Origin of the sequence: Pseudodesulfovibrio pelocollis (genome assembly GCF_030282845.1) — a bacterium.
Lineage (GTDB): Bacteria > Desulfobacterota > Desulfovibrionia > Desulfovibrionales > Desulfovibrionaceae > Pseudodesulfovibrio > Pseudodesulfovibrio pelocollis.
Map to the genome: position 1 here is coordinate 1 of NZ_JASTWE010000016.1, position 22328 is coordinate 22328.

Annotated in this window: 23 protein-coding genes and 1 tRNA gene; 11 read left to right on the plus strand and 13 right to left on the minus strand. The window is 64.4% G+C overall.

Annotated elements, in window-relative coordinates; translation table 11 throughout:
• The first annotated feature begins 219 nt into the window (after positions 1–219).
• Both dksA and QQS14_RS07355 read left to right on the plus strand, forming a co-directional pair.
• Positions 220–582: an RNA polymerase-binding protein DksA gene (gene dksA, locus QQS14_RS07350; protein WP_285906325.1), complete on the plus strand. Its 363-nt coding sequence runs from the start codon at positions 220–222 to the stop codon at positions 580–582.
• Positions 583–630: 48 nt separating this feature from the next.
• Positions 631–2145, plus strand: a complete 1515-nt coding sequence (locus tag QQS14_RS07355) for an NFACT RNA binding domain-containing protein (protein WP_285906326.1) — start codon at positions 631–633, stop codon at positions 2143–2145.
• 110 nt (positions 2146–2255) lie between these two features.
• On the opposite strand, the gene QQS14_RS07360 is transcribed toward QQS14_RS07355, so the two are convergent.
• The 5 genes from QQS14_RS07360 to QQS14_RS07380 all read right to left on the minus strand — a co-directional run bounded on the left by QQS14_RS07360 (position 2256) and on the right by QQS14_RS07380 (position 8894).
• Complete coding sequence (locus tag QQS14_RS07360) at positions 2256–3278, minus strand: VgrG-related protein (protein ID WP_285906327.1); 1023 nt, start codon at positions 3276–3278, stop codon at positions 2256–2258.
• Positions 3279–3409: 131 nt separating this feature from the next.
• Positions 3410–4492, minus strand: coding sequence for an A/G-specific adenine glycosylase (gene mutY, locus QQS14_RS07365; protein ID WP_285906328.1), 1083 nt, complete (start codon positions 4490–4492; stop codon positions 3410–3412).
• Between the two features lie 12 nt (positions 4493–4504).
• A complete protein-coding gene (gene gpmA, locus QQS14_RS07370; RefSeq protein WP_285906329.1) occupies positions 4505–5251 on the minus strand; it encodes a 2,3-diphosphoglycerate-dependent phosphoglycerate mutase in 747 nt (248 codons plus the stop codon).
• A gap of 84 nt (positions 5252–5335) precedes the next feature.
• A complete protein-coding gene (locus tag QQS14_RS07375; RefSeq protein WP_285906330.1) occupies positions 5336–7987 on the minus strand; it encodes a tetratricopeptide repeat protein in 2652 nt (883 codons plus the stop codon).
• A gap of 52 nt (positions 7988–8039) precedes the next feature.
• A complete protein-coding gene (locus QQS14_RS07380; RefSeq protein WP_285906331.1) occupies positions 8040–8894 on the minus strand; it encodes a glycosyltransferase family 2 protein in 855 nt (284 codons plus the stop codon).
• A 72-nt stretch (positions 8895–8966) separates the two neighbouring features.
• Between QQS14_RS07380 and QQS14_RS07385 the strand changes: the two genes are divergently transcribed.
• Complete coding sequence (locus tag QQS14_RS07385; protein ID WP_285906332.1) at positions 8967–10076, plus strand: glycosyltransferase family 4 protein; 1110 nt, start codon at positions 8967–8969, stop codon at positions 10074–10076.
• Here the strand turns inward: QQS14_RS07385 and QQS14_RS07390 are convergent.
• From QQS14_RS07390 to QQS14_RS07410, 5 genes are all read right to left on the minus strand, one after another.
• Positions 10073–11029: a lytic murein transglycosylase gene (locus QQS14_RS07390; RefSeq protein ID WP_285906333.1), complete on the minus strand. Its 957-nt coding sequence runs from the start codon at positions 11027–11029 to the stop codon at positions 10073–10075. The two genes, QQS14_RS07385 and QQS14_RS07390, sit on opposite strands and share 4 nt — an antisense overlap.
• Entirely contained in the window at positions 11007–11213 is a 207-nt protein-coding gene (locus tag QQS14_RS07395; RefSeq protein ID WP_285906394.1) for a dual CXXC motif small (seleno)protein, read from the minus strand. Before QQS14_RS07395 ends, QQS14_RS07390 begins: the two co-directional genes overlap by 23 nt.
• Before the next feature lie 5 nt (positions 11214–11218).
• Positions 11219–12589, minus strand: coding sequence for a TolC family protein (locus tag QQS14_RS07400; protein WP_285906334.1), 1371 nt, complete (start codon positions 12587–12589; stop codon positions 11219–11221).
• Positions 12590–12694: 105 nt separating this feature from the next.
• Positions 12695–13483, minus strand: a complete 789-nt coding sequence (locus QQS14_RS07405) for a MogA/MoaB family molybdenum cofactor biosynthesis protein (RefSeq protein WP_285906335.1) — start codon at positions 13481–13483, stop codon at positions 12695–12697.
• 17 nt (positions 13484–13500) lie between these two features.
• On the minus strand, positions 13501–14232 hold the full coding sequence (locus QQS14_RS07410; RefSeq protein ID WP_285906336.1) for a DUF1614 domain-containing protein: 732 nt from the start codon (positions 14230–14232) through the stop codon (positions 13501–13503).
• A gap of 133 nt (positions 14233–14365) precedes the next feature.
• On the opposite strand from QQS14_RS07410, the gene rfbA reads away from it, so the two are divergent.
• Positions 14366–15256, plus strand: coding sequence for a glucose-1-phosphate thymidylyltransferase RfbA (rfbA, locus tag QQS14_RS07415; protein WP_285906337.1), 891 nt, complete (start codon positions 14366–14368; stop codon positions 15254–15256).
• Positions 15257–15354: 98 nt separating this feature from the next.
• On the opposite strand, the gene QQS14_RS07420 is transcribed toward rfbA, so the two are convergent.
• Complete coding sequence (locus tag QQS14_RS07420; protein ID WP_285906338.1) at positions 15355–15501, minus strand: hypothetical protein; 147 nt, start codon at positions 15499–15501, stop codon at positions 15355–15357.
• Positions 15502–15699: 198 nt separating this feature from the next.
• On the opposite strand from QQS14_RS07420, the gene QQS14_RS07425 reads away from it, so the two are divergent.
• Positions 15700–16329, plus strand: coding sequence for a PilZ domain-containing protein (locus tag QQS14_RS07425; protein ID WP_285906339.1), 630 nt, complete (start codon positions 15700–15702; stop codon positions 16327–16329).
• Positions 16330–16344: 15 nt separating this feature from the next.
• Here QQS14_RS07425 and QQS14_RS07430 read toward each other — a convergent pair whose 3' ends face one another.
• Positions 16345–16716: a hypothetical protein gene (locus QQS14_RS07430; RefSeq protein ID WP_285906340.1), complete on the minus strand. Its 372-nt coding sequence runs from the start codon at positions 16714–16716 to the stop codon at positions 16345–16347.
• Between the two features lie 158 nt (positions 16717–16874).
• Between QQS14_RS07430 and rdgC the strand changes: the two genes are divergently transcribed.
• From rdgC to QQS14_RS07445, 3 genes are read left to right on the plus strand one after another with little or no spacing between them, the layout of a single operon-like run.
• Positions 16875–17489, plus strand: a complete 615-nt coding sequence (gene rdgC / locus QQS14_RS07435) for a recombination-associated protein RdgC (protein ID WP_285906341.1) — start codon at positions 16875–16877, stop codon at positions 17487–17489.
• Positions 17490–17498: 9 nt separating this feature from the next.
• Positions 17499–18020 carry a hypothetical protein gene (locus tag QQS14_RS07440; protein ID WP_285906342.1) on the plus strand — a complete coding sequence of 174 codons (522 nt, stop codon included), beginning with the start codon at positions 17499–17501 and terminating at the stop codon, positions 18018–18020.
• A gap of 7 nt (positions 18021–18027) precedes the next feature.
• Positions 18028–18594 (plus strand): arylesterase, encoded by a 567-nt coding sequence (locus QQS14_RS07445; protein WP_285906343.1) that lies wholly within the window; start codon positions 18028–18030, stop codon positions 18592–18594.
• On the opposite strand, the gene QQS14_RS07450 is transcribed toward QQS14_RS07445, so the two are convergent.
• The gene (locus QQS14_RS07450) at positions 18591–19274 is read right to left on the minus strand and encodes a TVP38/TMEM64 family protein (protein ID WP_285906344.1); all 684 of its coding nucleotides are present in this window, start codon (positions 19272–19274) and stop codon (positions 18591–18593) included. The two genes, QQS14_RS07445 and QQS14_RS07450, sit on opposite strands and share 4 nt — an antisense overlap.
• Positions 19275–19424: 150 nt before the next feature.
• On the opposite strand from QQS14_RS07450, the gene QQS14_RS07455 reads away from it, so the two are divergent.
• The 3 genes from QQS14_RS07455 (at position 19425) to QQS14_RS07465 (ending at position 22279) form a co-directional block, all read left to right on the plus strand.
• Positions 19425–21110: a YcaO-like family protein gene (locus tag QQS14_RS07455; protein ID WP_285906345.1), complete on the plus strand. Its 1686-nt coding sequence runs from the start codon at positions 19425–19427 to the stop codon at positions 21108–21110.
• A gap of 406 nt (positions 21111–21516) precedes the next feature.
• Positions 21517–21603: transfer RNA gene (locus QQS14_RS07460), tRNA-Leu, on the plus strand.
• Between the two features lie 235 nt (positions 21604–21838).
• Entirely contained in the window at positions 21839–22279 is a 441-nt protein-coding gene (locus QQS14_RS07465; protein WP_285906346.1) for a DUF134 domain-containing protein, read from the plus strand.
• Positions 22280–22328: the final 49 nt, after the last annotated feature.

Consider the following 22328-nt stretch of genomic DNA (forward strand, 5'->3'; position numbering starts at 1 on the left):
TCGTAAAAGCGAAACCCTGTTTACCCACGACCCCTTGAGGTGTCAAGCCCATTTTTCCATTTCTCCCGCAAATATGGAGCACATGAACACCCTGGAATTTTTCGACTAATGGAAAGGCTTTACTTTTAGGTCGGTTTTGGTATACCTACGCGCTTTAATTCGTTGATTTCGGATCAATGAAACCCCTCAACCGACCCGTTGCCCAGTCAGGGGAGATGTATGGACGCGAAAGACCTTCAATACTTCAAGGATACCCTCAATGGCATGCTCGACGACATCCTGCGCAAGAGCGAGGCAACCCTCGAGGACATGACCGAGTCGGGCGAAGTCTACGCCGATCCGGCCGACCGCGCCACAGCAGAATCTGACAGGGCCTTCACCCTGCGCCTGCGCGACCGCGAGCGCAAATTGATCAAGAAGATCCAGAAAGCCATCACCCGCATCGAGGATGGCGACTTCGGCATCTGCGTCGATTGCGGCGATGACATCTCCATCGCCCGCCTCAAGGCCCGGCCCATGACCACGCTGTGCATCAACTGCAAGAGCAAACAGGAAGAGGACGAAGCCGTCCGGGGCGACTAACAGGCCTCTGGTCGCGCCCGCCAGAGTCCGCCAACACCCGGTGAAACCATGGAAGCCAATTTCTTCCGCTTCCTTGCAGCCGAACTTGGCCAGTTGCTCCATGGCCGCCGCATCGACAAGGTCTTTGCCCCGGCTCCGGGCGTCTGGACCCTGACCATCCAGAACACGGGCGAACCGCTCCATCTGCTTTTCAGACCGGCCAGATCGGCCGGTCTTCTTTTCCTTTCCCCCATCAAGCCGCCCAATCCGCAGGATGCCCCTGCCCAGGCCATGTGGTTTCGCAAGCGGCTGCGCAACCGCAAGATCATCGGCTGGACAGCGGACTGGCCCACCCTGCGGCTGGCCCTCACGCTGACCCCGCGCCATGATCCGCCCGGCGGCACCCATCTGGTCCTCGACCTGCGCGAGGGCATGCGCCTGGCAGACGAACTGGAGCCCGGCTTCGGTGCCGAACCCGAATGGCCCGCCATCAGCGATGTGCTCGACGATCCCGACATCTGGCGCGACGCGCCGCAGATATCGCCGCTCCTGCGCAGGGCGCTGGCCGACCTGCCGGGTGACGAGGCCCACCGGCTCTACCTGGATACGGCCTCGGGCGCGACGCCTTGCTTCCACCTTCCGGCCGGGCCGGACGCGCCGCCCCTTGTCTGGCCTTCCGGCCCGGACGACGAGCGCTTCGACTCGGCCCTGGAGGCGGCCAACGCCCATGGCCAGCGCACGCTTTTTCCGCTGCTGGAGATGGAGGCCGAGCGGCCGGAGCAGGTGCAGCTCAAGCGCGAACGCAAGAAGATCAAAAGGAATCTCGCCCGGCTGGACGAGGAAGAGACGCGCCTGCACGCCCTGGCCAGCGAAAAAATCCTGGCAGAGGCGCTCCAGGCCGAACTGTACCGGTTCAAGGACGCCCGGTCCCTGGACGAGGTCCCCACGACCCATCCCGAGCACGGGCCGATCACCGTCCCCCTCAACCCCCACCTCTCGCCCACGGAGAACATGGCCCTCTATTTCAAGCGGGCGGCCAAGGCCGAACGGGGGTTTCCCCATGTGCGCAGGCGGCGCGCCGAACTGCTGGACCAGCTCGACCGGCTGGAGCGCGGCGAACTGCGCCCCGCGCCCGGAAGCGACCACCCCGACATCCCTCTGCCCGGCGGCCCGGCTCCGCTGCCGAAGCGCTACCGGGGGCTGGCGGTATCGGTCTTCCGCTCAAGCGATGGCTTCACCCTGGTGCGCGGCAAGAACAAACGCGCCAACCACGACATGCTCGGCCGGGCGGCCAGCCCCTTTGACTACTGGTTTCATCTGGCGGACGGGCCCAGTTCCCATGTCATCCTCAAGCGCGACCACCCGGCCCAGGAGGTGCCCGAGCAGACCCTGATCGAGGCCGCACGGCTCTGCGCCATCAAGAGCCACAGCCGCAGCGACGGCAAGGCCGAGGTCATGTACGCCCTGATCAAGGACGTGCGCAAGGTCAAGGGACTGTCCCACGGCCAGGTGCTGGTGGACAAGCGGCTGGGCACCCTGCGCGTAGACCTCGACCCGGACATCGAGACAGCCCTTTCGCGATAAAAAAAGGCGCGGTTTCCCGCGCCTCAGGTTGCCGAGAAAGGCCCGAGTGACTCTGTCAATATCCCGCGGCGCCAGAAAATCGCCCTGCTTCCGACATTTCCCGATGCAACCTACACCATGCGGCTCAGCGGGGTATGGTCCAGCAGGTTCAGGGCCAGCTGCTTTTCCTCGTTGAGACGGCTGACCACGCTGCGGCGGACCCGGTCCGTGGACGAGCCGAACTGCCCCTTGCGGGTGTCGTACACGCCCTCGATGAGTTTCTCGTTGAATTCCCCTTCGCCAGCCGAGGTGACGAACCGGTCGATGACCTTGCCGAAAATCCTGGCCGCGCCGGTTGGCCCGTGCTGCACGGCCGTGCTCCACAGCACCTCGCGCAGGGCCGATGGCGCGTTGTCGAAATCGAGCCCGGTCTGGTCGAGAATCATGGCCCGGGCGGGCGCGTAACTCTGATGGGTGATGAAGTCGTGCTGCAAGCGGCCGAAGCGCTCCGGGTCCTCGGCCGCAATGGCCTTCCACGCCTCGGGCATGGCCCCCCGGGTGGACCCGGTATCCGCCTCGCCCGCCCCGCGCAGCCGCTCGGCCCAGGCCGGAGCGCGCTCGTCGAGATAGGTCAACAATCTGTCCATGGTCCCTGGCTTGGACGCAATCTGATAGATGCCGTAAGAGGTGCCGCCCACCCGGTCGTACCCGATGGCCGCCACCCCGGCCCCGCCGGACTCGAAACGGGCCGATAGCGCGCCCACCTCCCCGGTGTCCGCACCAGAACGGGCCACGGGCTGCTTGTCCGCCTGCCCGGTTTCACCGCCATCCTGCCCGGAAGGGCGAATCGCCCCCGACCTCGACGACAGTCCGGCCTCGTCGCGCATGAGCCGGTTGATGGTGGACAGGGCCTCGAACATCAGGGCGTCGTTGACAATGGAAACGTCCAGCCCGATGCCGCCGGGTTCCGATCCGTAGCTCCCCTTCTCGCCGAACAGGGTCCGCGCCATGCGCATCTGCGTCTCAAAGGCGGCCTGCATGGCTCCGTCGCGCCGACCGTTGCGGCCCGCGCCTTCGGCCATCGACTGGTTGGCCTGCCCACTGGTCAGCAAATGAGCGAGGGCGTCATACTCCGCACTGGTGCCCATGGTCATGGCAATTCTCCCGAGGTCAAAATTTTGGCATGAATCCACGCCTCCGCCAGGGACAAAGCAAGGAGTGTGCCTCTTCGGGCAATGAGCAGGAAAGAGGTGAAGATTCGGGATTTTGGATCGACAGAGAGGGGTCAAGGCAGACGGCGGTCACGCTCCAGAAACTCAATGAGCCGACGGTGCCCGGCCGGAAAGGCGTGGTCGTGCAGCCGGGCCGGGAGGACAAACCCGCCCTCCACCGCCTCGTTGAACACCGGGCGCGGCTCGCCAGGACCGACATACCGGCACAGGTAGCAGTGCATGGTCACGCGGTATCGGGTGTAGGCATAGGCCACCACAGTGAGCTTGTCCAAGGGCTCCACGGCCAGCTCCACCTCCTCGTGATACTCGCGCACCAGGGCCTGTCGCGGGGTCTCGCCCGCTTCGAGGCAGCCGCCCGGGAACTCCCACAGGCCGGGCCAGACATCGCCGGGCCGCCGCTTCTGGATGAGCACCCGCCCCTGGTGGACGAGGACGCCGGTGGCCATCTCGATGCGCATGACCGGCCTGGGCGGCCTGAGTACCGGACGCGCCTCGGCCACCCCGGCAGCCCGAGCCAGGCAGTGAGACGCCACCGGGCATAGCCTGCACCCCGGCCGCCTGGCGCAGATCAGGGCGCCAAGCTCCATGAGGGCCTGATTGAAATCGCCCGGACTGTCATCCGGGATGAGCGAGCGCACGGCCTGCTCCACGGTCCGGCGGACAGGGGCCTGACTCACCGGCGAATCCAGGTCGAGCAGCCGGGCAAAGACGCGCAGCACGTTGGCGTCCACGGCCGGTTCGGGCAGACCGAAGGCGATGCTGGCCACGGCCCCAGCAGTATACGCTCCTACCCCGGGCAAGGCGCGTATGGCGGCAGGATCGGACGGAAACACGCCCCCGTGCTCGCGGGCCAGTATCACGGCTCCATGCAGGATATTACGGGCGCGGGAGTAGTAGCCCAGGCCTTCCCAGGCCTTGAGCACGTCCTCTTCCCTGGCCTGGGCCAAGGTGACGAGATCGGGAAATCGGTCCATCCAGCGCTCGAAATAGCCCACCACACGGTCAATCTGCGTCTGCTGGGCCATGATCTCGGAGATCCAGACGGCATAGGGCGACGGATCACGCCGCCAGGGCAGGTCGCGGCCGTTGGCGTGGTACCAGTCGAGCAGGTGGGTTGTGAAGAGTTTCCCGTCCATGACGGGCAAGGTCTACCCGCCCCGGGCCTGATTGGCAACCGCTTCCGCGGCCCTGGCCGCCTCCTCGGGATCACCCAGATAGTAGCGATTGGTGGCCTTGAGATCGTCGTCCAGCTCGTAGACCAGGGGCAGGCCGGTGGGGATGTTCAGCTTGGTGATGGCCTCCTCGTCCATGCCGTCGAGGTATTTGACCAGCCCGCGCAGGGAGTTGCCATGGGCCACGATGAGCACCCGCCTGCCCGCCCGAATCTGCGGGGCCACGGTTTCGAACCAATAGGGCATGGTCCTGGCGATGGTTTCCTTGAGGCTCTCGCAGAGCGGCAGCTCGCCCGGCGCAAGGGAGGCGTAGCGCCGGTCACGGCCGGGATGGCGCTCGTCGTCCGGATCAAGGGGCGGCGGAGGGGTATCGAAGCTGCGCCGCCAGACAAAGACCTGCTCGTCGCCGTAACGGGCGGCGGTCTCGGCCTTGTTCAGCCCCTGGAGCGCGCCGTAATGCCGCTCGTTGAGCCGCCAGGTCTTGAACACTGGCAGCCACATCAGGTCCATTTCCTCCTGGAGCAGCCACAGGGTGCGGATGGCCCGGCGCAGCACCGAGGTATGTGCCAGATCGAAATCAAAGCCGCCCTCGCGCAGCAGGCGGGCACCCTCCACGGCCTCGCGCACCCCCTGGGCCGTGAGGTCCACGTCGGTCCAGCCGGTGAACCGGTTTTCGAGATTCCATTCGCTTTGCCCATGCCGGACCAGAACGAGTTTGTGCATGCCGCCTCCGCTTGCTGAAAAAACATGGCATGCTTTCATTGTTACCCGCAAATGGCGGCAAATGGAAGGAGTGTGGATGAAGAATCAGTAGCGACGCGGCGCACTCTGGCGCATTTCCTCGTCAAGTTGCTCGAAGAGTTCGCGCTTGCGTTTCTCGAAGGTGAAGGCGCTCTTGACGGCGGCCAGGGCCAGACACAGGATGCTCAGGATGATGACCAGCCCCTTGGTGAACTCCCACCGCTGGTTTCGGATCACTTCGAGAATCCAGTTGCCCTGCACATCGCGGGCAAAATAGAGCAGACTCGGAATGGCGATCAGGGCAAGCCCGAGTCCGACAAGCTCGAACCAGATGAAATTGCGGCCGAGCATGAGCACGAAGAGGGTGCCGTCCCGAATGATGCGCAGCGTCACCAGCCGCCCCTGCAGGGCGTCGATGCGCTCCTCTATCTCTTCGAGAAACCGGAGAGACTTGCGAAAATTGTCGGCATCCTTGAGGGGCTGGGTCTTGATCCAGTTGATCTTGTCCACACAGAAGTTGAAGTCCTTGTTGAACTCCAGCAGCAGCTTGGGAAAGGGGAACCAGGCTGCCTCCTTCTGGATGGTCCTGACGCGGTCGGCCTGGTATTCGATATTGGCAGTGATGCGCTTGACCTCGCGCCTGACCTCTTCGTCCAGGCTGGCCGAGAATTTTTCCGCGCCCCGGATCAGGAGCCGGTAGGCCACGAAGTTGGTGGTGGCACCGAGCTTGCGCAGCCGCTCCAGTTCCTCGTTGGCCGTCTCGAAATAGGCATGGCTCTCGTCGAACCGCTTGCCGATGTCCTCGGTCAGCCGGGTGACGATTTCGCGCGTCTCCAAGGCCTCCTTCTCCACCTCGCTCCACCACTCCCACAGGGAACTCATGAGCTGGACGCGGCCCCGGTCCAGTTCGGGGTCCACCAGAATGCGGTTGAATACAAACGGGTCGCGGCCGATCAGGTCCCAGAACATGTCCATGGCCTGACCGGTAAAGCCCATCTTGACCATGCACACGGCCTGCCGATAGACCGGATCTATCCAGGTGGGAGAAAAGGTATTGGCGTGTCGATAGCCGTTGATGGCATCCTTGAGGTTGCCCTGCACCTCCATCAACCGGGCCTGGAGGTATGCGAAATAGCCCTGCTGGAGCGGGGTATAGCTCATCCGCTCCGCCTCCTGCCAATGGAAGAGGGCCTGATCCAGGTCGCCCCCCTCCACGTTCCAGAACCCGAGCAGCGAATGCGGCTGGTAGCTGCGCGGATACTTGATCTGCGCCTGCTTGATCAACTCCTCGGTTTGGGCGCGTTCGTTGTCCACCAACCCCTGCATGGCGTCCCAGACAAACTCCCCCTCCTGGGGGGCCAGTTGCTTGAGGCCCTCGCCCCAATCCTTGCCCCGGGTGCGCCAGACCAGCTTGAGCGTCCTGATCTGCCCCGGGCAATTGATCTCGTACACGGCCCGGGCCAACAGGCTTTCCAGGGTGTTCTTGGCATGCACCACGTCGTGCATGGCCTGGACAAAATCCTTGCCCTGCACCATGGAATCAATCCCGGCGAATCCCTTGGAGAATTCCTTGACATCGGTCTTGGCAAGCAGGTGCCATACCTGGGGCTGGGGCGTGGCCAGATGTTTGGTCGGGCACAGGTCTGGCGTGTGGTTCTTCTGGCCGCAATAGAAGCATTCGCCTCCGTCGGCCCCGGTGAAGGCCACGGGCAGGGCCACCTGCATGGTGCCGTGCCCGAACTTCTCGCCACCCTCGCGCAGGGCGATGGTGCACCAGGAGTCAAGAGAGACCGCGTCGGTGCCGTAACGGGCCTCGTTCATGCGGAACCACTCGGAGAGCAGGAAGCCGTCCATGAAACGAACATGGGGAAAGTCGGGAGCCAGCCGGTTCCAGTCGAGCCCGATCTTCTTGGGCAGATCGCCGGTGAACTGAAGGGCGCCCTGGGACACGGCGGCCATGACCACGGGCCAGTACTGCTTGTCCGGGTCATCCTTGACCGACTTGATCAGGGTCAGGATCTCGCTGCAAAAGGAGCGCAGCAGCCGGAAATTGTCGAGGGGAAAGAAGATGAACCCATCCTTGACATCCAGAATGTAACGCAGCCCGAGCCGCTTGAGCAGCTCGACGATTTCGGTGGAAAAATCGCGCCAGCCGAGGATGCTGTCCTTGTCCGACATCCGTCCCAGCGGCTTGATGACAAAGAACCATTTGCGCACGGTCTCGTAGTCGAGCCCCTGGTCGGCGTGCAGACCGAGCCAGTCCACCGGGGCCAGCCCGTCGGCCATCCCGGCCACCGCGGTGGTCAGGCCGGGCACCGAGCTCACCCGCTCCTTGAGCTTGGGGTGAATGAGCACCTCCAGGTCGTCGGGCACGCGGCACTCCTGCCTGTCCAGCTCCACGGACAGGGACACGGAATACTCCATGTCGTAGCCCATCAGGAGCGTCAGCGGCACCACTTGCAGGAAGACCGGGACCGGATTGACCCTGGCCCAGATCTGGAGCCGGGCCAGGGCGCGGAAAATCTCGTTGGTATTGCAGAACCACAGGGCCTGGTCGCTCTCCCGGGCCACAACCAGCGCGCCGTACTCGCGGAAGGTGTTCTCCACCGCGTTGTGCAGCGTGCCCTTCCAGGCCACCCACACGCCAACCCCGGAGGCGACCAGACGCGACTGGCTGATCTCCGGCAGGTCATCTATGAGCTTGGCAATGGACGGCACTGTCTCCCTCTTTGTCCGCACCGTATTGGCCAGGGCCAGACGGACGGCCGGATCACGGGTTCAGGGGAACTTCTTTCCCTTCACGGACCATGCAAAACAGGGTCCAAACCCGCTCTGCCTCGTCTTTTCTTCCACGTTTTTCGCACCCTTGCACATAAATGGAGGCCTTGCGCCCCAACTCTGCCAGGGCTGCCTCGCGCTGGCGGGTGTCAAGTTTTCCGCCTTGCAGAATCTTGAATAGCGCCCGGATGCGATGCCAGTCGGCGCAGGGGACAGCGTTTGAGAGCTGGTCCGGCCTGCCGCCGTGCTTGATGGTCAATGGCTCGGCCACCAGCCCCACCGGATAGTGCAGGCAGGCGCGCAACCACATGTCGTAATCCTCGCAGGAAGGCATGGTTTCGTCAAAGGGGCCGATGTCCGCCCAGGCGCGCCGGGTGAACATGGTGCATGACGGGCTGATAAGACACATGTGCAGCGACTGCTCGAAGAACCACCCCTCGGGCTTGGCGTACTTGGCCTTCTGGTTGACCCGGCGTCCGTTGCGCATCCATATCTCGTCGGTCTGGCATATGTCGTAGCCGTGCCTGTCCATGTAGGCCAGTTGGCGCATAAGCTTGTGCGGCAGCCACTGGTCATCGGAATCAAGCAGCGCCAGCATCCGGCCCGAAGCGGCCTTGATGCCGGCGTTGCGCGCGGCCGAAACCCCCCGGTTCTCCTGGCGCAGCCGGACCACGCGCGGGTCGTCGTAGCGATCGAGCACGGCCCCGGTCTCGTCCGTGGAGCCGTCGTCGATGACCACCAGCTCCCAGCGCTGCCAACTCTGGGCGAAGACCGAATCCAGGGCCGCGCCGATAAACCCGGCCCTGTTGTAAGTGGGGAGGATGATGGAAACCAGCGTGTCCGTCATGGGGATTGACCCTTGCTTTCGCGGTCGCGACCTGTCATGGTTGCAATCGATAACTCTCGACCGGTGGAATCAATGAAAATATTTCAAGTCATCAACGTGCGCTGGCACAACGCCACCGCATGGTACGCCCTGATCTTAAGCCGCCTGCTGGCCGATGCCGGGCACGAGGTGACCGTGCTGACTCAGGGCAACACCAAGCCCGATGAAATGGCCAGAAGCATGGGCCTGAACACCGTGGCCGTGGACCTGAACACCAACAATCCCCTGCGCTTCGCCGCCGCCACACGACACATCATCCGCCTGCTCAGAACGCACCGCCCGGACATCGTCAACTGTCACCGGGGCGAAGGGTTCTTCCTGTGGGGCGCGCTCAAGCTGCTGGGTTTCGGGTTCAGGCTCGTACGCACCCGGGGCGACCAGCGGCCGCCGCGCAGCGATTTCCTCAACCGGTTCATTCACGCCGACGTGGCCGACGCCGTGGTGGTCACCAACCGACGCATGGCCGATTTCTTCCTGCACACCATGCGCACCCCGGCCCACGGGCTCTGGCTCATCCACGGTGGCGTGGATACCGCCCGCTTCGCCTTTGATGCGGCCGGGCGCGAGCGGGTCCGGGCCGAGTTCGGCTTTGCGCCCCACCATGTGGTCGTCGGCCTTGTGGGCCGCTTCGACCGGGTCAAGGGCCACAAAGAGATCATCGAGGCAGTATCGAGACTGCGCGACGCCGGACACGCCGATGTCCGCCTCTTCCTCGTCGGATTCGACACGGCCATGACCAGCGACCAGATCCGGGCCACCATCGATGCGCACAACCTGGGCGACATCACCCGCATCAGCGGCGAGCGCCAGGACGTGCCCGCCTGCATCTCGGCGCTGGACATCGGGGTGGTGGCCTCGCTGTGGTCCGAAACCATCGCCCGGGCAGGACTCGAAATCATGGCCGCCGAGCGGCCCCTGGTCTCCACCAACGTCGGTGTCATGCCGGACCTGACCGCCCCGGCCATGCTTGTGGAGCCGGGCGACCCCGTGGGCATGGCCGACACCCTGGCCAGCCTGATCAGAGACACGTCCCTGCGCGACGCGGTGCTTGAGGCGCAGAAAAGGACCATGTCACAACTCACCTTCGACGAATTCCTCAAACGCAGCCTGAACCTCTACAACAGCCTCATCGACGGCGACTAGTTGCCGAAGAACTCGGCGGTCTTCCGCAGCTTGTCGGCCACGGCCATGATGGTCAGGGCGTAGCTCTCGGAGTGGTTGTAGCGGTAGATGACCTTGAGCTCGGCCTCGCGATCGAGCCCCTCCCGCCAGCCGTGGCGCTGGATGAAGTAGGCCATGCTGTGCAGGGCGTCGGTCATGTCGAAGAGATCAACCCGGCCGTCGCCATTGCCGTCGCGTCCATAGGCCACGGCGCTGGACGGAATGAACTGGCACAGGCCGATGGCCCCGTACATGGAGCTTGGCATGGTCAGCGGGTCGAGTCCGTTGCGGTCGGCATAGGTGATGAGGGATTTCAGCTCCACATACGCCCAGTTGCCCTTCTGTTCCGTGCGCCCGGCCAGCCACGCCTCGTTCTCCGGCGAAAGATCGTCACGACCGATATGGGAGCGGATCAGTGCGAGGTCGCGGGCTAGGGCCATGTTGGCCAGGATGGTCATGGCCTTGTACTTGCCCACCTGCGTGCCCAGCCGGGTTTCCACGAGCATCAGCGCGGTCAGCACCTCTCCGGGCACGCCGTAGCGCGCCTCGATGGTCCTGTACAACTCGTCCTGCTCGCGGTGGAAGGCATAGGCCCCGGCCAGCAGGATGGGATTGAGATAGCGCTCCATGACCTGGGGCTTGGGGGCCGGGCCGGGCTTGCGTCCAGCCAGACGCGTCTCCAGCAGGGCGCTCATCTTCCTGGCCATGATCTCCGACGAAAACGTCAGATCGTCGCCCGCAAAGAGCGCCTCGACCCGGGCGCGGTCAAGGCCGTCGGCCACCAGCCGCTCCTTGAGGGGCTCCCAGGAGGGGTCGCCCGCCAGCAGCGGCCCGATCCAGAGCGCGCAAATGAAAACGGCGGCCAACGAAATGACGCTGGCCGCACGTTGCAGGCACCTTTTCAGGCTGAAATCAAATCCGGTCCATGGGGACAAATCCCATCTCCTCCTCAAAGTCGTCGTCCATCGCGGGCGCGTATTGATCGAGGGTGTACACCGCGCCGCAGGAGGGGCAGCGGAGGATCACCTCACGACAACCCCTGTGGGCCGCAAGCTCCAGTCCACACTTTTCGCAGACCATGCCCCGCGCCTGCCACGTTCTGGTGCGGCGGGCGAACATCACGGCTACCGCCCGGTGTCCAGGCCGGGATTCTTCTCGCCCATGGCGACATAGAGGGTTGAGATGGCCGTGCCGTAGTCGGCCAGGGCCTGTGAGAGCTGCGCCTCGCTGGTGGTCAGCCGGGCCTGGGCGTTGAGCACGTCGGTGTTGGTGCCCACCTGGGCCTGATACCGGGCCACGGCCATGCGGTAGGCCTCCTCGGCCGCCTCCACCGATTTCTGGGCCACGGAGATGCGGTCTGCCGCCTCATTGATGTTGAGCAGCGCCTGCTTGACCTCGAAGCCCGCGTTGAGCCGGGTATCCTCAAGCTGGGCCTGCACCTGCTTGATGGTCTCCTCGGACTGCTTGTAATCGTAGTAGTCGGCACCCCACTCGAAGATGGACATGGTGGCACCAACGCCCACGGTCCAATACTCCTTGGAGGTGTAGGGATAGGAATTGCCGCGGTTCAAGCCCGCGTCAACGCCCTTGTTGTAGTAGTTCCAGTCGGCCTCCACCTGGGGGTAGAAGCTGCTGGCCGCAATGGTGGAGTCCTTCTCGGCGATCTCGACGCTCTTCTGGCCGATGACCAGATCAGGCCGATTCTTGTAGGCACGGTTCAGGCTCTCCTGCAACGTCAGGTCAAAGGGAATGTGCTCAAGCTCGCCCACGTAATCCACATCCACCTCAAGGGGAATGTTCAGGAGGGTGTTGAGCTGCGCCTGCTGGGTGAGGACATTGTTGCGAGCGATCAGGAGGTCCTGCCGGGCGGTGGCCAGATCGACCTCGGCGTCGAGCACCTCGGACCTGGGCTTGAGGCCCACCTCGTAAAAGGCGTCGATGACCCTGAGCTGGGATTCGAGACGGGCCACGGAATCCTCGCCGCTCTTCACGTCCATGCGCGCCTTGAGCAGCGAAAGGAAGTTGGACTGGACGCTGGCTATGAGGGAAAGCTCCACATTGTCCAGCGACGCCGCATTGGACTCCTCGGTCAGTTTGGACTTCTGCCAGGTGGCAAGCAGGTTGAATCCCTTGAAGACCGGCTGGTTGACATTGACGTTGGCGACCCAGTCGTCATGCTTGCCCGAAGTGACCTGCCTGCGGTCGTAGTAGGTGTAACCGTAGCCAGCGCCGACCGAGGGCAGAAACTTGCCAAAGGACGAGCGGGTGCCAAACTGCGAGCCCTTGAGCTGCGCCCGGATGGCGGTCATGTTCGGGTTGAGGGCCAGGGCTCGCTTGACGGAGCGCTCAAGGTCGAAGGACCCGGAATAATTCTCGGCCGCGGCCTGGGATTCCGCCCCGGGTTCGGGGTCCGCATCCACAGCCATCGCCGGAGTGCCCAGGGCCGTCAGGGCCGCCAGGGCCAGGGTCATGATCAATGACCGGATAAGGAGCATAGTGACATTCCTGCTATGATTTGGTGTTTCTGTTGCACCAGCAACAATCCATTCCGACATAGTTATCAAGTCTTCCCGGGGTCTGCAACCACAAAAACAATGGATTTACTTGTGCAAAGCCGCGCAATCCGAGGGGTCGCCCTGGAGTTTTTCCAGGGCGTGACGCAGGGTCGGCAGGAGCGGCTCCAGGCACTCGGCCACGGCCTTGGGACTGCCGGGCATGTTGACGATGAGCGCCTGCCCCAGCGTCCCGGCCACGGCGCGCGAGATGGCCCCGTGCGGCGTCTTGGCCAGACTGGCCGAGGTCATGGCCCGCTCGAATCCGGGCAATCTTTTCTCGATCACGGCCATGGTGGCTTCGGGCGTGACATCGCGGGGGCCGACCCCGGTCCCTCCGGTGGTCAGGATCAGGTCGAACCCCTGGACCAGGGCCAGATCGGCCATGAGCCCCTTGAGCAGCCCTGCCTCGTCCGGGATGACAAACCCCTGGACCAGGGCCAGATCAAGCCGCTGCGCCACCATGGTCCCCACCAGCGGGCCGGACTCGTCGGTGCGCTTGCCCGCCGCGCCCTTGTCGCTCAGGGTGATCCAGGCCAGGGCGTAGCCGTCCCTTTCGACAGACAGGGACATCTCGCCCGCAGGCGCGTCGGCCTCGGCCCGCAGCAGAAGCAGCGGACGCGACGCGCCCGATACACCGACCGGCAGCCAGCCCACCGAAAGCACCCGCAAGACCGCATCGCCGCCCCGGAGCCGATCCCCGGCGCGCAGGCCGGTCAGCGGGGTCGAGGCGACAGCCCATCCTGTCGGCGCACCCTCCCCGGCCGGGCTGAGGTGGACGCACTCGCCCGCAGCGAGCGGGACCGCGAGACGCAGGGTGACGGATCGTTCGGACATGACGACTCCTTGCAGGATCAGGCCAGCAGAACGGCGAGCACCCCGGCCACCAACACGCCGCCAAAGGTGCCAGCCCCACCGATGGAAACCAGCGGCGTGGCGATGCGGTTTCGGATGCGCGGGGTGAGCAGGGGGGCCAGGTTGCCGCCCAGGATGGTGCCCATGGTTCCGGCCACGTAGGCGGCCAGCGGGCGGATGGGCTCGGGCACGAAGAAATAGACGGAGAGAAAGGTCATCAGCGCGGGCATGAAAAGGGGCACGCGCAGCCCGGTCAGGGGATGGGGCCGGGTAATGGCGTAGCAACCGGCCGCCACCACGACCAGGGCGAATCCGATCCAGCCCCAGCCCTCGGCGGCCGCGCCCTGGGCCGTGCCCAGCACAAAGGTCAGGCTGAGAAGCAGCGGCAGGACAAAGCCGCCCACATTGACGGCAAAGACCTGCTTCTTCAACTCGTTGGCGGGTTCCTCGTCCAGGCAGGAGGCGTGTCCGGCCCGGTCCATGGTGCAGGTCACTATTCTGGGTCGACGCACCATGACCAGCCGCTGGCTGGTGTAGACCGGGATATTCACGCTCCGGCCCACCACGATGGCCAGGAACATGAGCACCCCCTGAAAGGTGGTCAACCCGAGGCGCGAGAACGCCTCGGCCACGATGCTCATGGGCAGGAAGACCAGGAGGAAGAACAGCGCGGCCAGGAAGAGCAGGGCTCCAAGGATGCCGCCGGAAAACTGAAAATATGGCGTATTCATGATGATGATTGGTCCGGACGCTCGGGTCACGGGTTGATTTTTGAACTCTCCCGGACCTATAGTGCAGGCGTCCGTGCACTGGGGATTACCCCAACTCCCGCGCGAAGTAAATCAAAGGACCAGCGAGGCTCCCATGAAAGGCATCATCCTGGCCGGCGGCTCCGGCACCCGGCTGCACCCCCTGACCCGGGTGGTCAGTAAGCAGTTGCTCCCGGTCTACGACAAGCCCATGATCTATTATCCCCTGTCCACCCTCATGCTGGCCGGAATCAGGGAAATCCTCGTCATCTCCACCCCGCACGACCTGCCCAGCTTCCGCGAGCTGCTGGGCGACGGCTCCCAGCTCGGCATCACCCTCGAATACCGCGAGCAGCCGAGCCCGGACGGCCTGGCCCAGGCATTTCTCATCGGCGAGGATTTCATCGGCAACGACACCGTCTGCCTCGTGCTCGGCGACAACATCTTTTACGGCCACGGCCTGGGCTCGATCCTCAAGGAGGCTGGCGCCCTGACCCGGGGAGGCATCGTCTTCGCCTATCTGGTCAAGGACCCCGAGCGCTACGGCGTGGTGGAGTTCGACGCCGCCTACCGCGCCCTGTCCATCGAGGAAAAACCTGTCAAACCCAAGTCCAAGTACGCAGTCACCGGCCTCTACTTCTACGACAACGACGTCATCCCCATCGCCAGGGCGCTCAAACCCTCGGCGCGCGGCGAGCTGGAGATCACGGACGTCAACAAGGCCTACCTCGCGCGCGGCGACCTAGAGGTCCAGACCCTTGGCCGCGGCTACGCATGGCTCGACATGGGCACCCATGAATCGCTCCACGGCGCGGCCAGCTTCGTGCGCGCGGTGCAGGAGCGCCAAGGCTACATCATCTCAAGCCCGGAGGAAATCGCCTACCGCATGGGCTTCATCGACGCGGACCAACTGCAGCGGCTGGCCTGCGCCATGAGCAAAAACAGCTATGGCCAATACCTGCTCGACATGGTGCTCGAAGGCCGGGCCACCGCCTGCCAGACCTAGCCGCTGAGCCTTGAACACGCCAGAAAAGGGCCGCATCCCATCCGGGATGCGGCCCTTTTTCGAAAAACGCAGGCCGGCGCGAAGCCGCCCGATCATGCCTAGTGGTGGTGATCCTCGTCCATGGCTTCCTTGACGCGGATGACGCCAATGGCCAGAATCCATGCGAGATAGATAAAAATCAGGGACACACCGACAAAACCGGCACCCGTGCTGTGCGCCATCCCGGAAAGCAGCTCGCCAATCATGTTATTCCTCCTCGGTCAACCCGTCTGTGGCTTGAAATGCTGTCTTTTCTTTGTCTCTTCAGGCAAGAAATGTCAACCCCTTCCGGGGAAAAATACGCCTTGCCCGGCCGCCTGAATCTGACCCGGGCCTTGCCAAAGCCCCCTCTTTTGCATAGGGTCTGACGGCGATTGCGCTTCACGACAACACGACGGTGAACCATGGGTTTCTTCGACTTCTTCACCTCCCTCTTCTCCCGCCGGGCCAAGCCCAAGGCCAGGGGCGGGAAAAAGCCCGCGAGCAAGGCGAAACAATCGTCCAAACCGGCGGCGAAATCGACAGCCCCCAGAAAGGGCGGCGAGGAGGCCATTGGTTTCAATGTCGCCAAGACCGCTGAGAAGAAACGGAAAAAAGCGGAAAAGATCTCGGCGGCTCCCATCGACGAGAAGGCGCTGGGCTTCAGCATCTCCCTCAAGACCGAGGATGCCCAGTCCAAGAAACGCGAGGCCCTGCGCATCCGGGTGGACAACCTCTTTGTTCACGTCTCCCGTCTCAACAAACGATACCCTGTCACCGACATCAGCGCCACCGGCCTCGGCTTCGCCTTTGAGAAACCGCGCATCAAGGCCGGGGTCGATCTGGTCATGACCATCATCCTCGATGGCAAGGTGATGGCCAAGGACGTGCAGTGCAAGGTCAGACGCCACGACCGGGGCTCGGTGGGCTGCGCCTTCGTGGACCTCGACCGCGCCCAGGACGACGCTGTCCACGCCATCGTCCTGCGCGGCCAGAAGGAGCAGGCAGCCAGAAAGACCGCCCAGAGGGACCGCGATTTCAAGGTCCCGGCCTGAGAGCCGCCTTCCCGGCTATATCTTTCGCTTCAATCCCGCGATGAGCGCTTCGAGGTCGTTGAGCTCGCCCGGCTTGTGGTCCTCGGGATACAGCAGCGCGGTCATGAAAAAGACGCTGCCGATGCGCAGGGCCGTGCTCGCGCTGGTGGAGAACTGCTCCAGCCGCCGGGCCACCTCGGTGCCCTTGTCCCCGTCCAGCCGCTCGGTGTATTTCCAGGCGTCTGCGCTCAAGGCGGCGAGCAGTTCGGCCTTGGCCTCGGCCTTGGCCTGAAAGGCGCGCTGCCCCTCGGCGGCCAGGACGGCCTCGCCCTGGCGCTCCAGCTCCCGCACCCGGGCGGCCCTTTCCTCAAGAAAGGCTATCAGGTCCTCAACGGCTTGTTTTTGCATGATGTCTCCTGTTTGGACCAACTGTAGCCGTGTCGGCACGAGAAGACAAGAGGCCCCCGGCAAGTCGGGCGCGCCGACCCGAAATTCCCTTTACATCGACCCCGATTGATCATACCTCAAGGGCTCGGAAAAAACGGCCATCTCGGGAGGAAATATACGTGAGCATCCTATCCGCCAGCCTCGGGCTGACACGCTACCGGGTCATGGAGGACGTGCCCTCGGACCTGCTGCGGCAGGTGCCGGAGAAACTGCGCCAGTTCAGCTTCGTGGACATCGACGCCACGGCGGAGGAGCGCTCCTTCGGCTGGACCAGCATCGACGACATGCTGGACCTCAACTGGACCCAGTCGCCCCCGGAAAAGGCGGACTACTTCGCCTTTGCCCTGCGGCTCGACACCCGCCGCATTCCGCCCGCAGTGCTCAAAAAGCACACCACCATCGCCCTGAACAAGGAACTTGCGCAGAACAAGGAGCAGGGCAAGAATTTCGTCTCCCGCGACCGCAAGCGCGAGATCAAGGAGCAGGTCACCCTGCGCCTGCGCGCCCGCACCTTTCCCATCCCGGCGGTCTTCGACGCCATCTGGAACCCGACCGCAAACCGCATCCTGCTGGCCACGACCAACGCCAAGGTTCGCGCCCTGTTCGAGGACTACTTCACCCTCACCTTCGACCTGCACCTTGAGCCGCTGACCCCGTTCTTCATGGCCATGGACATCCTCGGCGAAGAAGCGGCCCCAAAACTTGAACACCTCGAACCCACCATCTTCGCATAAGGAAGCGCCATGGATCTCTCACTCGTCGAACGCGAAAACGTCCTGCTGGGCCAGGATTTCCTGACCTGGCTGTGGTTCAAGACCGACAACGACACGGTCCTCTTCTCCCTGGCCGACAAGCGCACCTTCACCGTGCACATGGAGCAGCGCGTCTCGGTCCAGGGCGGCGAGGGCGAGGGGATCGAGACGGCCACCGTCTCCAGCCCGCGCGGCGAACTGACCGAGGCCAAGACCGGGCTGCGCACCGGCAAGAAGGTGAACAAGGCCCAACTGCTCTTCACCATGGACCAGGACCAGTGGCTGGTCCAGGTCAGCGCCGCCGACTTCGGCCTCTCGGGCCTCAAACCGCCGAAAATATCCGCCAAGGACGACGAGGGCGACGACCCGGACGCCAAGTTTCTGGAGAAAATGTTCCTGCTTGAACGGTGCCTGGAGATGTTCGACGTGGTCTTCACCCAGTTCCTCGCCCTGCGCATGAGCCGCGACTGGGCCGAGGAGACGGCCAGGGTCGGCCGCTGGATCAACGGATAGGCTCCCCGTGGCAGGCCCGGTCCGCATTGCCTGCTTCGGCGACAGCCTGACCGAAGGCTACGGCCTGCATTCCGACGAGGCACTCCCGGCCGTGCTTGAACGACTGCTCGGCGAAGGTGGCGTGCCCGCCCGCTGCCTCAACTTCGGCGTGTCAGGCGACACCGCCGGGGACGGGCTTGCCCGCATCCGTCAGGTGCTCGCCGCCCGGCCCGACGCGGCCGTGGTGGCCTTCGGGGCCAACGATTGCTTCATGGGCGAGCCGGTGGAAACGGTGCGGGCGACCCTGGCCGCCATCATCGAGACCTTGCGCGCCCGGGCCATCCCGGTGCTGCTCGCGGGCATCTCCGCCACCCTGGCCCAGGACGACGAGTATCGGGACGCCTTCGAGACCATCTTTCCCTCCCTGGCCGAGCAATACGGGCTCGACCTGTTCCCGGACATCCTGGCCCCCTACTTCGGCAACTCCGACCTGACCCTGCTCGACGGGCTGCACCCCTCGGCCGCAGGCGTGGAGGCCATGGCCCGCGCCATGCTGCCCCGGGTGGAGCGGCTGGCCCGGTCTGTCGAAGGCTAATTTCTCTCCCCGACCTCGCGCACACGCCGGGAAACCCGGTGCGCCACCACCGCAAGGCCGACACCCGCCACCACCACGACCACCGCCGCCTCGGCCGAGGCCCGGCCGGTGATACCCGAGTGGATCAAGTGGCCGCCCGATGCCAGGAGCATGGTCTCGGGCAGCATGCACAGCCAGGTCAAAAAGACGTACGGCAGCGGCCGGACCCCGGTCATGCCCAGCAAATAGCTGGCCAGGGGGAACGGCACCACGGGAATCAGTCGGCTCAGGGCCACCACGCGCAGGGGATGGGTCCGGCTCAGCCGCTCCATGGCGAGAAACACCGGATGCTGGCCGTAGCGCGCGGCCACCACGCCCCGCAGGCCGTGACGAGCGGCCAGGAACGCGGCCGTGGCCCCCAGGGTCATGCCCAGGCTCGCCCAGAGGGTTCCGAATTTCCAGCCGAACAGGGCTCCGGCGGCCACGGTGAAGAGCGACTGGGGCACCAGCAACACGATGGCCAGGGCGTTGATCGTCAGGAAAACCAGCCCGGCGAACGCGCCCTGGTCCGAAACAAAGGCCAATACCCGGGTCATGGCCCCGCCGCCCCAGTGTTCCATGGCCCACGAGGCCGCCCCCAGCGCGGCCAGGGCAGCCCCGATCACGACCACGCGCCATGCGCCACCTTTGCGCCCGTCCATCACGCGATACCTCTTTTTGCGCTTTTGCGCCTTGAACTCGTCGCCTCAATACAATAGCCTACCACTCGGGATTTCTCTGTCCGGCCGCCGCTGCCTCCATGTACGGCGAATCGCCAGCAAATTGAAAGGGGAATCAACCGAAGGACCACCATGCGCTACAAACTGCAAATGATGAACACCGACTACGGGGTGGGAACCTTCGCCGCCCTGCCCGAACCGAACCTGAGCTTCAATGAAATGGTCGCCCATCTGCGCAAGTTCCCCTACGACGACTTCATGCACGAGTTCGTGCTCCAGGGATTCAAGGAATTCCGGCCCAAAAAGCTCGAAAAGCAGATCAGGGAGATCATGCGCGACAAGGGCGCGTCCGACCCGGTCATGACAGCCATCATGTTTGAAGCCTGCCTGTGTCACGACCGGCTGGCCCATCTGCTGCAACTGTTCGACGGGCTGGACCCGGCCGGGCTGCTGCCGCACACCCCGGCCATCCACATCCGCTCCGCCCTGCTTGAGGACCAGCCCCTGCACCGGCAGTGGATCGAGCTGTTCTGCGACAACATCTTCAACCTCGCACCCCTGCCCGCACCGGACGTGGCCGGGCTGCCTCTCCTCTATTCGCGGGCCGACCTCGACCGACCTGCGCCGGTCCCGGCCGCAGACGCCCGCCGCGCCCTGGCAGACCGACTGCCGCCGGAGAATCCCCGCTGCCCCCTGGCCCAGACCATCGAGCGCGCCCTGAATGCTCTGGAAAAGGCGGACGCCTTCCTCGGCCCGGCCATGCAGCACAAGGCGTCCCTCTCCCCCGTGGCCCGGCTGCGCCACTGGATGCCCAAGACCCGCTGCGTGAACGGCCGCATGAACAACAGCCTCGAAGGCATCCAGACCTGCTATGGCCGGGGCCTGACCCCGGAGCGGGCCGAGGCGTCCTATGCCATGGAAATGGCCGAGCGCTTTTCGTCCTACGCCAGCTTCGGCCCCAAGGGGGTTCTGGGCTATGCCACGGACTACCCCCTGGTCCACGCCGCGTTGGACGATCTTGAGGCCGAGACCCTGGACCTGCGCGCCATGCGCCTTGAAGTGCCCTATGCGGGCCAGAAGCTCCACTGGCTCACTGGCCACGCCCCGGACGGCCAGGGCGGCACGGCACCGCTGCTCGTGCCCGCCCAGTTGGTGTTCCTCTTCTGCAATCTTGACGAGCAGTCCCTGTTCTCGGCCCTCGGGTCCACGGGCCTGGCCTCGGGCAACACCCTGGCCGAGGCCAAGGTGGCCGCCCTGACCGAGGCCATGGAGCGCGACAGCGACGCCACCACGCTTTTCGACCCGGCCCGCTGCTTCCGCGTCACCAGCGACGACCCGGAGATCGCCCGGCTGCTGGCCGCCTACGAGGCGGACGGCATCCACCTCTGGTTCATGGACGTGACCACCAAGCTTGGCGTGCCCTGCTACAAGTCCGTGGTCCTCGGGCCCAGGGGCGATGTCAACAAGGGCTCGGGCTGTTCACTCAATGGCCGCGCCGCCCTGCTCTCGGCCATGACCGAAACGCCGTATCCCCACCCCGGCCCGGCCAGCGGCCCGGCCCCGGAGGGGCTGCACGTGCGACGACTCGAGGACCTGCCCGACCTTTCCACCGGCAGCGCCGAGGGCGACCTGATGGTTCTTGAGGCCACCCTGGCGGCCAACGGCCTGCGCCCGGCCTATGTGGACCTGACCCGCAAGGACCTCGGAATCCCGGTGGTCCGCGCCCTGATACCCGGCCTGGAGTTCATTTCGGATTTCGACCAGTACTCTCGCGTCAGCCCCCGGCTCTTCGCCAACTACCTGGCCCTGTTCAATTGATTGTCCGAATCCTGAATTTTTCATGAATCGGACAGCAATTGCGGTATGTTGATAGTCTCCGCGCACAACATGGCGTAGGATTGAATTGTCAGGTCAACGATGATTGTATACAGTCGAGAAAATAGGAATCTTATTTCACGACCATAGTTCAATGAGCACTGCGACCTCCGCGGACCACCATTCTCCTCAGGAGGCATCCATCCCCTGTGCTCATTGTTCCGAGGGCATTCCCACCTCCCCGGGGATGCCCTCTCTTTTTGCCTGATCACAGCGTCTTCCCGCCCTCTCCGCTCAGCCCTCGCCCCGCCCCATCGGGCAAAACCATTGACGCCGCTCCGCGTTGCGGGATAATGGGGAAACCCTCGCCGGACAGGGCACCGCAAGGCCAGCCCACCCGCGCGACCACGCCTGGGTGGTGGAATTGGTAGACACCCGAGACTTAAAATCTCGTAATCCTCGGATTGTGCGGGTTCGATTCCCGCCCCAGGTACCAGGGCATCACTCCTCCGGGCCGCCATGACGGACCGCCATGTCGGGCCGGAGGAGTTTCGACCCGCCTCAAGGCGCGCTGCAAAGCCGCAACTCTCTTTATCTCCATACGTTTCATCCCGCTTCACGGCTCATCGCAGGAGCCGACGGTACATCTTCAACCCCGACCAGGGGTTGTTTTATTTTGAACATATGCCCATTTTTGTGCTTGACAATCGGAAGCATGGTCGTATCATCACATGAACACACGCTCACACAAGGGGGAAGGTTTGGGCAGGCGGAAAAAAATGCGGATGGTCGAGGCGGAGCCCTGCGCGGTGTTCTACAAGCCGCAGGGGATTCCCATGCGCGAACTGGAGAGCCTGGTGCTCTCCGTGGAAGGGCTTGAAGCCCTCCGGCTCGTGGACGGCGAGCGGATGCAGCAGGTGGAGGCGGCGGGGCGGATGGGCGTATCGCGCCCGACCTTGAGCCGCATCCTGACCGAGGCCCGGACCACCGTGGCCATGGCCCTATCCGGGGGCAAGGCCATCCGCGTGGACGGCGGCGACTACCTGCTCGCTTCCGAAACCTGCTGCAAACGCAGGCGCAGACGCCGCTGCCAGATGCCATCCGCACCCGGCGAAACGCCAGACAAAGAAACCACGCCTTCACCAACTGAAGACGGCAACACGGGAGAATGATCATGCCACAGAACAAGGGACTGTCGGGCACCCCGAGGTGCGCAGGCGG